We start from the raw sequence: 14958 nt of genomic DNA, 5'->3' as shown, positions 1-14958 counted from the left end.
CTTACGCCCCCGCAAGGACCTTCGACGCCCACTCGCCCAGGGCGGGGCGGTCAATCTTCGAATTGTGGCGAATATCGGTCGGATGCTCGTGCACCACCAGCACCGCGGCTAGCTCCACGCCGGTATCCTCGGTAACCTTCTGACGCACCAGCTGCGACAGCTCGAAGGGCGCCACGCCCTCCGCAATGGGGAAGCGGCGAGCGCCGGGCACGCGATCGAGCAGGGCACGCTTGAGACCCGATGCCGACTGGCGCGCCTCCAACGCGGCAGTATTTGCGGACGCCTCAATGACCAGCACCGGTGCGGCAGTACCGGCAGGGCCCACCGCGACCAGGGCGGCGCGGCGCACCTCGGGCAGGGACTCGGCGGACTGCTCAGCCGCAACCGGGGTCAGCACACCCTGCGAAGTCAGCAGCACGTGCGCGAGACGACCCTCAACCCACAGGCGACCCGAAGCATCCAAGTGGCCGACGTCACCGGTGTGATGCCAACCCGGAGTGCTAATGGACTGCTCCTCAGTCACCCACAGGGTGTCGTAGCGGTCCTTCACATGCGGTGCCGAGACCAGAATTTCACCGGTCACACCCGGCTCATGGGTTAGCTCATCCGCGACCGAACCGTCCTGCAGCAGCGGCGCAATAGCCACCGCCGCACCGTACACCGCGAAACCAACGCACACGCCGTCACGGGCGAACGGGTCAAGCACCTCACCGGCAGCATTCGGGGTGCCCTCAGCAATCGCCTGGCGAATCATCTCGAAAGACACATCGGTCACCGGCAGACCCTCGGTCATGCCGTACGGGGTGTGCAGGGAGGCGTTCGGCACGAGTGCGGAGAGCGCCTCCAGTAGCGGCACGGGAATCGGCGCGCCAGCACTCAGCACGGTCTGAACCTTAGCCAACGCCGCACGCTGCTCAGCGTTCAGCTCATCGGCAGTCGCCACCACATTCACCAGGGCGGCGGGGGATGCAAACACGACCGACGCATCAATAGCCGCCGCAGCCGACGCCAATGCCGAAGCCGTCAGGGTCTTCGGGCGGGTCACATCCATCGTCGGGGTCACGCTGGTAGCACCCAGTGCCGGGCCCAACAGTGCAAACGGCGCGAAGCCAGCCACCAGGCCGCTACCGGGCGCAAAACCGTACGTATTCGCAATGGCATCGCGCATACCCGCCAGTTGACGCTGCGTGTACACCACACCCTTAGCCGGGCCGGTCGAACCGGAGGTGTACAGCACCGCCGCATCAGCATCCGGCACGGGGGAGGGGAACTCCACCACGGTCGGGGTGGGCACGGGAGCACCCGGAGTACCGTCAGCGGCGGGCGCGGTAAACACCGAACCGGCAACGCCCAACAGCTTCTCCTGCACCGAACCCAGCGGCTCCACAGAAATACGCACACCCGGCCACAGCAGGGTACGGGCGGCACTGAGCGCGGCGGGAATACCCACCAGGAAGCTCGGGTTAGCGCCCTTCAATGCGCGAGTCAGACCCGGAATACCCAGGCCGGTATCAGCCACCACAATGACAGCGCCCAGCTTCATGCAGGCGTAAATCAGGGTGGTCAGGCGGGCACCTGGAGGCACCATCAGGTTCACGCGGTCGCCCGGACGCACACCCAGGGCGTGCAGGCGGGTCGCGGCGGCGTTGACCTGCTGGTTCAGCTCAGCCCAGGTCAGGGTTACAGACACGGAGGTGCCGTCGCCCTTGGGGTCCATGTCCACCACGGCGGTGGAGGCGTCGTCGGCGCGTTCGGTGAGGGCCGCGAGCATGGGGCGGAACGCCGCGGGAACGGTACCATCAGCGGCGGTGCCCTCAGCACCCTCAACAGCGCCCTCGCCAGCGACTAGACCGTGGCGGCGCGCGCGGGCGGCACGATGCTCCGCCTCAACGTTGTGCGGGGGCACCAGAGCGCCATCCTCCCTTGTGCCGAAAGTCTGCGCAAGCCACGAAATCATGGGGGAGGCAATATCGTAATCCTCAATGACCAGGTGCGACGCCTTCTCGTAGCGGTGCACCTTCGCCTGCGGCATGCGCTCCATCAGGTCAAACAGATAGCGGCGCTGGAACACCGGGTCCTTCGTACCCCACTGGAAGAACGCGGGCACATCCAGACCGCGAATCTGCTCGGCAATACGCTGCATCGGCGCGTACGAGGGAACATCGGCACCGGTCGGAATATCGCCCACAAAATTACGCACACCCTCACGCCACGCCGAATGAGCGTACGGCGCACGGTAGGTACGGTAAATTGCCTCGTTCAGAGGGCTCGGGTACAGGCGCTTAGGCTGCTTGCCCACCGGCTGCGGCAGGGCACCATCAAGCGCCCCGGCACCGGCAGAACCCGGCGCGGGCAGGCGGCCCTCATTCTGAGCCAAACCCAAGGTCACATCAATAAACGCGGTCGAATCGTGAGTACCCCACTCGTGCACACCCAACGCCAGGCGCAGGGCGGCAGGGATATTCTCAATGCCGTCATGGTAGACCGCGGTGTTCGTCAGCATCACGCCCGAAAGAATCTCACGATGCTCCAGCGCCCAACCAAAGGACACCAGCCCACCCCAGTCATGGGCGAGAGTCACGAGCGGCTTATCGGTCTCATCCAGACCGAGCGCCTTCGTGAAATCACCCAGGTCAGCGATACGGTCGGTCAGGGTGCGGCGCTCACCCTCCAAATCCAGGTGGGTGCGCTCCGAATAACCCATATCAATCTGATCAACCGCAACCACACGCCACGGGGCGCGCTCATTCACGCCCGCATCCAGCACGGTACGCCACAGGTACGACCAGGTCGGGTTACCGTGCACGCACAGAATCGTGCCAATCGGCTCCAAACCCTGCTCGACCAGCACCGGAAGGTTATCCAGGTAGTGCCAGCGGCGCGCGCCAGCCTGCTGCGCCCGCTGCTCAATGGGGGCGGAGGTGGGCACCTCCAGAAGGTGGGAGTAGCGCGGGTTCACGCCCGCCCATTCCTCCGGGTTATACGGGGGCTGAGCCTTAGGGAAGTTCAAATGGCGCATGCTGGGAATCCTTCCGGATCGAATCGGTGAATGTCTACCGCAAAAGCTAACGGGTTACCACTGAATCTCAAGCAGGGCAGTGTTCAGGCCAGAACCCACACCCATGCACAGAATACGGTCGCCTTCCGTGTAGGTCGGCGCGCACTCGGCGAGAGTCATCGGCAGAGCCGCCGCAGCCACATTGCCCCACTTCGGGAAGGTCAAAGGGATGCGCTCACGCTTAATACCGACCGCCTCAATAATGGCGTTCGTGTGGGCGTTAGAAATCTGATGGGTCACGTAGGAGGTCATATCGTTCCACTCCCAGCCGTCCTGATGCGCCTGCTCCCACGCCTGCGCCACCAGCTCCAGACCGTGCTTGAGCAGGCCCTCGGCGTCAGTGTTCATGCCCTGATCCGCCTCGCCACCGATGCAGAGGTTACGGTGCTCAGTGCCCGCGCGGGATACCGAACCGACGATGCGGTGACCCTCCGGGTGGCGGTCAGCTCGACCAATCACAGCCGCCGCCGCGCCCGAACCGAGGGTCAGGGTCGCAAACTGAGCCAGCACATCCTCGCGGGTCGAATCGGGGTTGTTCAGGATGCGCACCGCGGTACGGTGCCACGGGGAGGGGTCCTCGCCAGCGACAATCAGAGCGTAGTCGATAGCGCCCGCATCAATCATGGTGGAGGCGACAGTCATCGCGTTCACAAAGCCCAGGCAGGCGTTCGTAATATCGAAGTTCAGGGCGTGACGCGGCAGGTCCAGACGGTCGTGCACACCCACCGAAACGGCGGGCTCAAAGTTATCGCGAGTCACCGAAGCGTTAATCAGCAGGCCAATCTGGGAGCGGTCAATACCCGCCTGCTCGATAGCCTTCTCGGCTGCGGCAACAACGCCGTCCTCGAAGGTCTGGCCCTCAGCCCAACCGCGGCGAGTGCTAATACCGGCAAGACGCTCCAGCAGGCCCTTCGGCATGCGCAGACGCTTGTAGGTTTGGGCCAGCTGCTCATCGAAGTAGTCGCTCGTGACGACCTCCGGAGGCAGCTCATGGGTAATAGACAGCAGAGCTGCGTTAGCGTGGCGAATGTCAGAGTTTGTGCCGACCTTATCGGCGGATGCATTCATCAATGGTGTGGCCCTTGTAAATAGAAGTCAGTGGGATACAAAGACGGCGGGGATGCGCACAGCGGCCCCGCAGAATTCGTGATGCTCATTCCAATCTACCGCACCGACCGGGCGAACCCGTATCCGTAGACCCAATATGAACGCGCCCGTTCACCCCGCGCGTAAGATGATGCAGAATGAGGAACTTTGAACCCCCTTCACCCCGTGCACGTTCACGCCGCCCGCCCGCCGCACCGCGTACACTAGAGGGATGCCGCCACGCACCACAGAACGTGCCCGGCACACACCAGTTCTTCTGCAGAAAGGCCCCTTGTGCACCTGATGTCGCTGACCCTGCGCGGGTTCAAGTCTTTCGCCTCCGCAACCACTTTTGAGTTCACCCCCGGCATTAACGCGGTGGTCGGCCCCAACGGCTCCGGCAAGTCCAACGTGCTGGATGCGCTCGCCTGGGTCATGGGTGAGCAGGGCGCTAAGAGCCTGCGCGGCGGCAGCATGAAGGACGTTATCTTCGCGGGCTCCGGTGAGGCTGGTTCGGGCGACGGCGCCCAGCGTGCACCCCTGGGCCGCGCCAAAGTCACCCTGACTTTCGATAATTCTGATGGCGCCCTCAGCATTCCCGCTGATCGGGTGCAGATTTCGCGCACCATGTTCCGCTCCGGCGGCAGCGAGTACGAGATTAACGGCTCCCCGGCGCGCCTTGCCGACATTCAGGACCTGCTCTCGGAGGCGGGTCTGGGTCAGCAGATGCACGTGCTCGTCGGCCAGGGTCAGCTGGATGCGGTCCTGCACGCCACCGCGCAGCAGCGCCGCGACATGATCGAGCAGGCGGCGGGCGTGGTCAAGTACCGCCGCCGCCAGGAGAAGACCAGCCGCAAGCTGGAGTCTGTGGCATCGAACGTTACCCGCCTGAGCGACCTGGTTGCCGAGCTGGATTCGCAGTTGCAGCCGCTGAGCGAGCAGGCAGAATCCGCCGCGACCGCGCGCCAGCTGCAGGCGCGCATCCGCCAGCTGGAGGCGGTGCTTTTGACCCGTCAGCTGGGTATTCTGCAGGCTGAGCAGACGCAGGCTCTCGCCTCCGAGGCGGAAGGTACCCGCCGCGCCGACACCCTGAAAGAACAGCTGGAGGCGGCGCGTGCAGCGTCAGCGAAGCATCAGCAGGAGCAGAACCGCCTGAACGCCGAGGTCACCGCCTGCCAGAAGGCCGTATCGACCCTGCGCGAGTCCGCCGCGCGCGTGCGCACCGTGCAGTCCATCGCCGCCGAGCGCGTGCGCACCTACCGCGTGGAGCTGACCGAGGCGACCGCCGCCGCCCGCGCCGGATACGAACGCGCCCTGGAACTGCTGGAGGAGCGCCGCGAAGAGGCAGAGCGCGCGGTGGAAAGCTACGCCAGCTTTGAGGAACGCTACGATGCGGCGCTGAAGAATGTTGAGAAGGCGGCGTCCGAGGTGGCGCAGACTGAGCGCGCCTCGGGTGAGGCGGCGCAGTCTCGTGCCCGCGCGCAGGCCCGGCTGAATGCCGCCCGCGCCGCTGCGGTGGAGGCGACCCGCGCCTACGCGGCGGCGGCAGAGCGTGCCGCAACCCTGCGTGAGGCGCTGGGCCAGAGCCTGGGAGAGGCGCCCGCCGAACTGGACACTGAATCTGCTGAGGCGGTGTTCGACCCCGAGACCGGCGAGCTCGTGGAGCCTTCGAGTGAGGCAGAGGGCGCGAGCCTGCTGCGCGTGCTGGATGCCGTGCAGATTGACCCCGAGTACGCGCGTGCGGCGTCTGCGGCGCTGACCTCGCTGGCGACCGCAGTGTTGAGCGTGCCGGTTGAGGGCGCCGAGGTGTCGCAGCTGCGCGGTGATAAGGGGGGCGAAAGCAGCGAATCTGCCGCGAAGGAACTTTCAACAGAACTGCCCGAAACCACCCTGCCCGAATCCTGCGCCACGGAGCTGCGCGAGCTGGGTATCCGCCCCGCAACCGAGATGATTGAGCCGCTCAGCGAGGATGCCGCCGCGCTCGCCGGCATCGACGAGCACGCCCTGGCACGCGTCACCGCGGCGCTGGGTGAGCGGCTGGCGGGTGTGCTTTTCGCGCCGGATGCCGCCTCCGCAGAGCACGCCCTACACATGCTCGCAGAGAATCCCCTCGCAGGTCAGCGCACTATCTGGCGTATTTTTGACCCCGCAGGCACCGAGCATACCCGCTACAGCCTGCTCTACCCGGCTGAGGGCGCCAGCCCCCTGGAACTTGCCGCCGCATACCGCGCCGCAGCCCAGGTCGTGACCCGCACCCGCGCCGAACTGGACGAAGCCGAACAGGCCGTTCAGCAGGCTCAGACCGCGGCAGAATCGGCGGTCGAAGCAGAACGCGAGGCAGCGAAGGCGGCGGGTGTGGCGAGCGCCGAGCATGCCCGCGCCCGCGCCCAGGCGGAGTCCCTGGAAGCCTCCGCGCAGAACATTCAGAATGAGCGTGCCCGACTGAACGAGCGCCTCACTGCCGCGGAGGAATCCGTGGCACAAGCGCGCACCGCCTACGAGTCGGCGCGCACCCGTGAGGATTCCTACCTGGCGGGCACAGGGGAGCAGGCTCCGGCGGCAAAGATTGAGCGCCGCGCCCAGCGTCTGGGTGAGGTGCTTGCCGAGCAGGTGGGCGAGCATGAGCAGCAGCTGCACGAGCTGAGCGGCGCCCTGAAGAACGCCCAGGAGGGCCTGACCAGCACGAACGATGAGGTGCAGGACCTGCAGGCGGCACACGCGGCGGCGTTGACCCTGCTGGCACGCACCCAGACGGAGGCGGCGCGCGTGCAGGAGCGTGTGCAGGCGCTGGCTGAGCGTGCCCGCCTGGTGACCGGTTTGACCCTGGAACAGCTGGAGGAGGAGTATTCCGAGCAGCTGCCGGTTGACGTGCCCGCAGACGAGGCTTCCGAAAACGACGCCACCGAAAACACCGCTTCCGAAAATACTGCTACCGAAACGGCATCAGAGACTACCGAAGCTTCCACCGAGAGCGTGCGCGCTCGCCTCAAGGCAACCCGCGCCGAACTGGAGGCGCTGGGCGCCATTAACCCGCTGGCGCTGGAGGAGTACGAGGCGCTTTCCGAACGCCACGCCTACCTGAACCAGCAGATTGAGGATTTGAAGGCGACCCGCCGCGACCTGAACACGGTCATGGACGAGGTCAGCAGCCACATTGCGGAGGTGTTCACCGCCGCAATGGAGGACATCAACACCCACTACCGCCGCATCTTTGAAACCCTGTTCCCGGGAGGCGAGGGTCACCTAGAACTGGACGACCCCTCCGATCCGTTGAACTCGGGTGTGGAGATTCACGCGCGCCCGGCGGGTAAGAAGGTTAAGCGCCTGTCGCTGCTGTCCGGCGGTGAGCGTTCGCTCGCGTCGTTGGCGCTGCTGATTGCGATTTATATGTCTCGCCCGTCGCCGTTCTACGCCCTCGATGAGGTTGAGGCGGCGCTGGATGACCGCAACCTCTCGCGCTTGCTGCAGGTGATTGGTGAGCTGGGGGAGCGTTCGCAGCTGATTGTGGTGACGCATCAGAAGCGCACGATGCAGATTGCGGAGACCCTGTACGGGGTGTCGATGCGCGGTGGTGTGTCGACGGTGCTTTCTCAGCAGATGGAGGAGCTACGCGAACTGCTGTAGCCCGCCGCGCTCGCATCCTGGCACTGCCGCGCTCATTTGCCCCGCCGCGCCGCGCCTTCACAGCATCTAACCTTCCTAAGCAAGCCACCCACACCCGCGAGCGCCCGCATCCCGGCGAACGTCACATGTCCTAGGAATGGTCATGTGCACCTCAAGGTATTGTTCACTGCCCGCACCCGGGTACTATAGGGGGATATGTGCGAACACCGCCCACCTATTCGCGGTTGGCGTGGTGTTTCGCTGTGATCAGGCCTGATGCCCCGCCCTACCCGCGGTGCGCATCCGGCGGCAACCATCCAGGGAAGGAATAGTGATGAGCGAGAACCTGGCAGATGCTTTCCTCAACGGCGAGTCGTTGAAGAATGCCCCCGGCCCCTATTTTGGTGAGTACGGCGGGCGGTGGATGCCCGAGTCACTGATTGCCGCCATGGATGAGCTGGAGGCAACCTTTAACGAGGCGAAGAACGACCCCGAGTTCATTGCTGAGTTCCAGCGTCTTTCTGCTGAGTATTCGAACCGTCCGTCGTTGCTGACTGAGGTTCCGAAGTTCTCTGAGCATGCTGGTGCGCGTGTGTTCCTCAAGCGTGAGGACCTGAACCACACGGGTAGCCACAAGATTAATAACGTGATTGGTCAGGCTCTGCTGGCTAAGCGTATGGGTAAGACCCGTCTGATTGCTGAGACCGGTGCGGGTCAGCACGGTGTTGCAACTGCGACCGCGGCTGCGCTCTTCGGCATGGAGTGCGTGGTTTACATGGGTGAGGAAGACACTGAGCGTCAGTCGCTGAACGTGGCTCGTATGCAGCTGCTGGGCGCGAAGGTGATTGCGGTTCAGAACGGTTCCCGCACCCTCAAGGACGCGATTAATGAGGCGCTGCGCGACTGGGTTGCGAACGTTGAGAACACCCACTACCTGCTGGGTACCGCTGCGGGTGCGCACCCGTTCCCGGCGATGGTGCGTTTCTTCCACGACGCTATCGGTGAGGAGGCGCGCGAGCAGATTCTTGCTGAGACCGGCCGCCTGCCCGATGGTATTGCTGCCTGCGTGGGTGGTGGTTCGAACGCGATTGGTCTGTTCCACGCGTTCTTGGACGATTCGTCGGTTGAGATTTACGGTTTTGAGGCTGGCGGCGACGGCGTGGAGACCGGCCGTCACGCGGCGACCATCACCCTGGGCCGCCCGGGCATGCTGCACGGCGCGATGACCTACCTGATGCAGGATGAAGACGGCCAGACCATTGAGTCCCACTCGATTTCTGCTGGTCTGGATTACCCTGGCGTGGGTCCTGAGCACTCCTACCTGTCCGATATTGGTCGCGTGACCTACGAGCCGGTGACTGATACCGAGGCGATGGACGCTCTGCGTCTGCTCTGCCGCACCGAGGGTATTATTCCGGCGATTGAGTCCTCGCACGCTCTGGCGGGCGCGTTGCGCGTGTGCCAGCGTTGGGCTGCTGAGGATCCGGAGGCGGCACGCGAGAAGACCATGATTGTCTGCCTGTCCGGTCGTGGCGATAAGGACATGGAGACCGCGCTGAAGTGGTTCGGTCTGGGTAAGGCGATTCCGTCCTCGACCCTGATGACCGGTAATAAGGAAGCTGCCGCATCCGCTGCACAGAACGCACAGGCTGAAAGTGAGGCTAAGTAATGAGCTACCAGGACGCTATTTCTCAGTCGGCACCTTTTACGGTGCTGGATGGTTCTTTCCCCGCCCCGAACGCTGAATCCCCTCTGGCGGCTCGTCTGGCTGAGTGCGAGAAGCAGGGCCGTGCGGCGCTGATTGGCTACCTGCCGGTGGGCTTCCCGACCCTGGATGAGTCGATTGACGCGGCGATTGCTCTGGGTAATAACGGCGCGGACATTATTGAGCTGGGCGTGCCTTATTCTGATCCGGTCATGGATGGTCCGGTGATTCAGAAGGCTACCGGCGTGGCGCTGGAGAACGGTTTCAAGCTTCCTCAGCTGTTTGAGGCGGTCCGCCGCATTACCGAGGCGACCGACGCGGTGGTTGTCGTGATGACGTACTGGAACCCGGTTCTGGCGTACGGTGTGAAGAACTTTGCGCGTGATTTGGCAGCTGCCGGCGGCGCGGGCATGATTACCCCGGACCTGGTGCCTGATGAGGCGTCGGCGTGGTTTGAGGCTTCTGACGAGTACGGTCTGGATCGTATTTTCTTGGCTGCTCTGTCTTCTTCGCCGGAGCGTCTGGCGACTATTGCGAAGGCGTCGAGCGGCTTCGTGTACGCCGTGTCGGTGATGGGCGTGACCGGTGCCCGCACCTCCGTGTCGGAGGCGGCTCGCACCCTGGTTGCGGACATTAAGGCTGCCGGTGCGCCTCGTGCGTGCGTGGGTCTGGGTGTTTCGACTCGTGCCCACGTTGAGGAGATTGGCGAGTACGCGGACGGCGTGATTGTCGGTACCGCGCTGGTGAAGGCTTTGGCTTCTGGCGGTGTTGAGGCGGTGGCTAAGCTGACCCGTGAGCTGGCGGGGCGTGAGGCTTAATGTCCGGTGTTCTGTCGCTGGCGAGCACGCCGGTAGCTAACGTGCTGGCTTCGATTCCGCTAGCTTCGATTCCGCTGGGTTCGATTCCTTCGCCGAGCGTTTCGTACCTGCAGTTGGGCCCGTTCCGTGTGCATTTCTATGCCCTGTGTATTCTTGCGGGTATGGCGGTGTGCTTGTGGCTGGGTTCTCGCCGTTGGAAGGCGGCGGGTGGTACCCCTGAGCGCGTTTTTGACGTGGCGATGTGGGCTATTCCGGCGGGCATTATTGGTGCCCGCGCCTACCATGTGCTGATCACTGACCCGGGTAGCTATTTCGGTCCGAATGTTGCTGATCCGTGGGCTTTCCTGAAGATTTGGGAGGGCGGCATCGGCATTATGGGCGCCGTGTCGGTTGGTGCGTTGGGCGCCTGGTATGGTTGCCGCCGCTACGGCATGAATTTCCCGGCTTTTGCGGATGCGGTAGCGCCGGGTATTCTGCTGGCTCAGGCGTTTGGCCGCTGGGGTAACTGGTTCAACCAGGAGCTGTTCGGCAAGCCGACGACTCTGCCGTGGGGCTTGGAGATTAGCGCGTCGAGCGGTAATTTCCCGACCCAGTATCCGGCGGGTACGCTGTTCCATCCGACGTTCCTGTACGAGTCGCTGTGGAACCTGCTGGGTGTGGCGTTGCTGCTGTGGCTGGGCCGTAAGGGCGTGCTGAAGCTGGGTCAGACCCTGTGGCTGTATGTGTTCTACTACGGTGTGGGTCGCCTCTTTATTGAGATGTTCTTGCGTATTGATACCTCGGAGATGCTCTGGGGCGTTCGTATTCACGTGTGGACTGCTCTGCTACTGGTTCTGCTGGGTGCTGCTGGTTTTGTGGTGGCTGGTCGTCGTGCTGCGGCGAAGGCTGCTGCGGGTATTGAGCCGGCTCCTGCGGAGTTCGCTCCGAAGCCTGCCGCAGATGAGTCTGCAGAGGGCGCTGAGGAGAAGGCACCCGAGAAGGTATCCAAGAAGGCAGAGCCCGCGGAAGGATCTGACTCTTCTGAGTCTTCGACGAAGGGCTCCTAGCTTTCATCTTCTAGCTCCATCTAAATTTCATAGAAAAACCGCCGGATGGGGGAGCGCCCCCGTCCGGCGGTTTTTTGTGCCCGCTATGTGTGCTTGCTGTCTGCTTCTTGCTGGTGGATGTTCTCATGGTGGCATGTGCCGGGACCCTGCGTCGATTTGGGCTGTTGAGAAGGCATAATAGAGGTATTGCGTGTGGCGGGCGCCCGCGTAAGGAGTATGAGGCTCTTTGAACGCCCGTCGCGTCTGCGTTTAGAAACACCCACTCGACGTACAGGATTTTTATCGTGAGCTCTTCTGCCGGCGATTCTTCGCGCCCCATTTCTCCTTCTTCTCGCCCGGGTCTGTCGCGCCGCCGCCTGGTGGCTGGTGCGGCGTGGGCTGCCCCGGTTGTTGTGGCGTCGTCGGTGATTCCGGCGTATGCGGCTTCTGATGAGGAAGGCGAGTGCACCGGACCTTACGAGGATTCGACGATGATCACTGCCGGTGACGGCGTGAAGAAGGTTGCCGTGCTGACGGTTCCTGCGGGCGCTAAGCGTATGCGTTTTGTGGCTGTGGGCGGTGCCGGCGGCACGAACTACACTGTGGCTGATGCCGGTTCCGGTGCCATGGTGGAGGGTTCTATGGCTGTGCGCGGCGGCCAGACTATTACTCTGACTGCCGGTTCGGGTGGTATCGGTAATGGTGAGCTGAAGCCCGCTGAGGGCGGCGACGGCTACGGTGTGGGCGGCTCCTCGAAGGCTTCTTCGCCGGTTCCCGCGAACGTTGTTTCTGCGATTAATGATTTGACCCGCATTTCTGGCGGTGTGACCGGTCGCGGCGGTATGAGCGCTGTGCTGTATTCGGCGTCCGGCGGTGGTTCCTCCGCTATTGAGGTGGATGGTGTGCCCATGATTGTTGCCGGTGGCGGCGGCGGTGCCGGTGTGCTGGCGTCGTATGCGACGGTTCTGCCGAATCCCGCGAATGCGGGTGCTGTGCGCCCGACCGCGCACTATTCGCTTGATAGCTCCGGTGGCGAGCACCAGTTCAGCACCGGTGGTGGCGCTGGTTCAGGTGACGGCGACGGTTCGCCCGGTTTTGTTGGTTTCACCTCGTACGAGGCGCAGTCTGATCCGATTCTGACGGTGAACCCGGGTTCGGGTGCCGCCGGTGGTGTGGGCGGTGCCGGCGGTGAGAAGCTGAACCCGCCGGCTGTTGATGGTTCGGTGATTGGTTTTTCGAGCACCTCCACTCAGAAGCTGGTGAGCACTGCGACTGCCGGTGCGGCGGGTGCGAGCGGTTTCCGCGCGAAGGGTGCCGATGGTGTGGCGAGCTATTCGTACCAGTGGGATCAGACTCCGGAGGGTACCGATAACCGTCCGTCGAACGCTGGCGAGCTGTTTAACGGCTACCAGTCGGTGGTTTCTGGAGGCGGTGGCGCCGGTTATGGCGGCGGCGGTTCCGGCGCTGCGTTGAGCGTTTCGGCTCGTGTGGTGTCGCAGAAGTGGAATAACGATTCGGCTCGTGCCCGCTATGCGGTGGGTTCGGTGCAGCTGGCTGGCGGTGGCGCTGGCGGCGGTACGTTCATGGATTCTACGGTGCGCATCATGGATCTGGGTTGGGCGTTGAATGCTCCGAATGGTCCGGGTGAGCGCGGCGCCGGCTATATTGAGGTTGCTTTCTGCTTCTAGGCAGCTAAGTCTCATCGGCTAAGAGTTCCTGTGAGCCTGTAGGAATCGTATAGGTGCAGATTGAACCCTTTCTTTAGGGTGGTATGCGCCTCAAACTTAATATTTAAATTTTTTCTGAGTGCCTCCCAAGCCGCTTGTTTGGGAGGCATTCTCATCTTCTGTGTTGTTTCGTCATAGCGTCATATCAACCTTTGGCGGTTTAGCGCATTGGTCGGAATGGACCTTATCGAAAGCTCATCCTTGCTCGTGAGAACGCCTCTATCTAACCCCTCTGTCATATTCGGGGAAGGTCCTTTAGATTGGCGGCTCATCATTTTACGGTGGAAATGTAAAGAATACGCGCGCTCACCCCGCTAGGTTGCACAGCGCAGATTGCAGATTGCGGCTTGAGCGCGGCCACCGATGACTAAGGAGTTTAGGTCATGTGCAAGGAAACCATGAAGGCTGTTGTTGTCCCTGAGAAGGTTGACGGTTCGGTTGTTGTCCGTGAGGTTCCCGTTCCGGCTGTCGGTTACGGCCAGGCGCTCGTGAAGATTGAGTACTCGGGCGTGTGCCACACTGACCTGCACGTGGCTTCCGGTGATTTCGGTGAGGTTCCGGGTCGTATTCTGGGCCACGAGGGCATCGGCCGTGTCGTCAAGGTCGGTGAGGGCGTTGAGTCCCTGAAGGAAGGGGACCGCGTGTCGGTGGCTTGGTTCTTCGAGGGCTGCGGCCACTGTGAGTACTGCACCTCGGGCCGTGAGACCCTGTGCCGTTCGGTGAAGAACGCAGGCTACTCGGTTGATGGCGGCATGAGTGAGTACACCTTGGTGACCGCTGATTACGCTGTGAAGGTTCCCGAGGGCCTTGACCCGGCACAGGCAAGCTCCATTACCTGCGCTGGTGTGACCACCTACAAGGCAATCAAGGAGTCGCTGGTTCGCCCCGGTGAGTGGCTGGTTGCTTACGGTGCGGGCGGTCTGGGCAACCTGGCTGTTCAGTACGCTAAGAAGGTTTTCGGCGCCAAGGTTATCGCTGTTGACATCAACGACGACAAGCTGGCTCTGGCTCGTGAGACCGGTGCTGATTACGTCATCAACGGACGCGAGGTTGAGGACGTTCCGGCTCGTATTCGCGAGCTGACCGGCGGCGGCGCTCACGCTGCTGTGGTGACCGCGGTGTCGAAGGTTGCGTTCAACCAGGCTGTCGAGTCGGTTCGTGCGGGCGGTTCCGTGGTGGCTGTTGGTCTGCCCTCGGAGATGATGGAGCTGTCCATTGTGAAGATTATTCTGGACGGCATCCGCGTGGTGGGCTCCCTGGTGGGTACCCGTCAGGATTTGGCGGAGGCGTTCCAGTTCGGTGCTGACGGCATCGTGGTTCCGGTGGTTCAGCTACGTGAAGTTGACGAGGCACCGGCTGTCTTCGAGGAAATGGCGGCGGGTAAGATTACCGGCCGTATGGTTCTGGACTTCGCTAGCCTCTAAGCTAGCGGATGGTTCGAGGCGCCCGGCGGGGGCTTCAAGGTCTCACTCGGCTGAGGTTCTACCGGTAGTTTCGATGGTTATAGCGCCTAGGGCGCATCCCGTGTGGCGGGGGAGTAGGGGTACTCTTTCTGCTGTGCATACGACGCGGGGTGCGCCTTAGTGTTTTTAACGCGGCGTTGTAGAGCAGCCGAGTTTTTGAGAGCCGTTATCGTGAGGAGCCGAAAATCTCTGTGAGTACTAGGCACCTAAACGTAATATATCCGGGAATTTATTTTTGAAATATCCGGTGGATTATCTCAAAATCCGCACTAAACTAATGCAAGAGAATACTTTGTTTGACATCTATAGACCTCAAAATGTATTCTCGTAGTGAAAACATTCAACCATTGATTGAAGCGTAATATTTGCCGAAGAGATAGGTTTCGCACGTCGCTACACCTACCCTAGATGTAACGGGATATGACGTGTGAAGGTTTCGGCCCTCCTAGATATCGATTCCTTCTTACGGAACG

At 62.6% G+C, this 14958-nt stretch carries 8 protein-coding genes; 6 read left to right on the top strand and 2 right to left on the bottom strand.

Annotated elements, in window-relative coordinates; all coding sequences use genetic code 11:
• Position 1: 1 nt before the first annotated feature.
• On the bottom strand, positions 2–3019 hold the full coding sequence (locus HMPREF2605_RS08400) for an alpha/beta fold hydrolase (protein ID WP_070847960.1): 3018 nt from the start codon (positions 3017–3019) through the stop codon (positions 2–4).
• Between the two features lie 54 nt (positions 3020–3073).
• Entirely contained in the window at positions 3074–4126 is a 1053-nt protein-coding gene (locus tag HMPREF2605_RS08395; RefSeq protein WP_070847956.1) for a 3-oxoacyl-ACP synthase III, read from the bottom strand.
• A gap of 321 nt (positions 4127–4447) precedes the next feature.
• Here HMPREF2605_RS08395 and HMPREF2605_RS08390 point away from each other — a divergent pair, with 321 nt between their 5' ends.
• The 6 genes from HMPREF2605_RS08390 (at position 4448) to adhP (ending at position 14446) form a co-directional block, all read left to right on the top strand.
• Positions 4448–7768: a chromosome segregation SMC family protein gene (locus HMPREF2605_RS08390; RefSeq protein WP_070848162.1), complete on the top strand. Its 3321-nt coding sequence runs from the start codon at positions 4448–4450 to the stop codon at positions 7766–7768.
• Positions 7769–8081: 313 nt separating this feature from the next.
• On the top strand, positions 8082–9416 hold the full coding sequence (gene trpB, locus HMPREF2605_RS08385) for a tryptophan synthase subunit beta (protein WP_049345652.1): 1335 nt from the start codon (positions 8082–8084) through the stop codon (positions 9414–9416).
• The gene (gene trpA, locus HMPREF2605_RS08380) at positions 9416–10270 is read left to right on the top strand and encodes a tryptophan synthase subunit alpha (RefSeq protein WP_070847953.1); all 855 of its coding nucleotides are present in this window, start codon (positions 9416–9418) and stop codon (positions 10268–10270) included. The genes trpB and trpA overlap by 1 nt, the downstream gene beginning before the upstream one ends.
• Complete coding sequence (gene lgt, locus HMPREF2605_RS08375) at positions 10270–11316, top strand: prolipoprotein diacylglyceryl transferase (protein WP_070847950.1); 1047 nt, start codon at positions 10270–10272, stop codon at positions 11314–11316. The genes trpA and lgt overlap by 1 nt, the downstream gene beginning before the upstream one ends.
• Before the next feature lie 284 nt (positions 11317–11600).
• Positions 11601–12983, top strand: coding sequence for a phosphoenolpyruvate synthase (locus HMPREF2605_RS08370; RefSeq protein WP_070847947.1), 1383 nt, complete (start codon positions 11601–11603; stop codon positions 12981–12983).
• A gap of 422 nt (positions 12984–13405) precedes the next feature.
• Complete coding sequence (adhP, locus tag HMPREF2605_RS08365; protein WP_083311385.1) at positions 13406–14446, top strand: alcohol dehydrogenase AdhP; 1041 nt, start codon at positions 13406–13408, stop codon at positions 14444–14446.
• Positions 14447–14958 lie beyond the last annotated feature (512 nt).

Source organism: Rothia sp. HMSC065C03 (assembly GCF_001837295.1).
Lineage (GTDB): Bacteria > Actinomycetota > Actinomycetes > Actinomycetales > Micrococcaceae > Rothia.
This window is presented reverse-complemented; position numbering and strand designations above follow the sequence as displayed.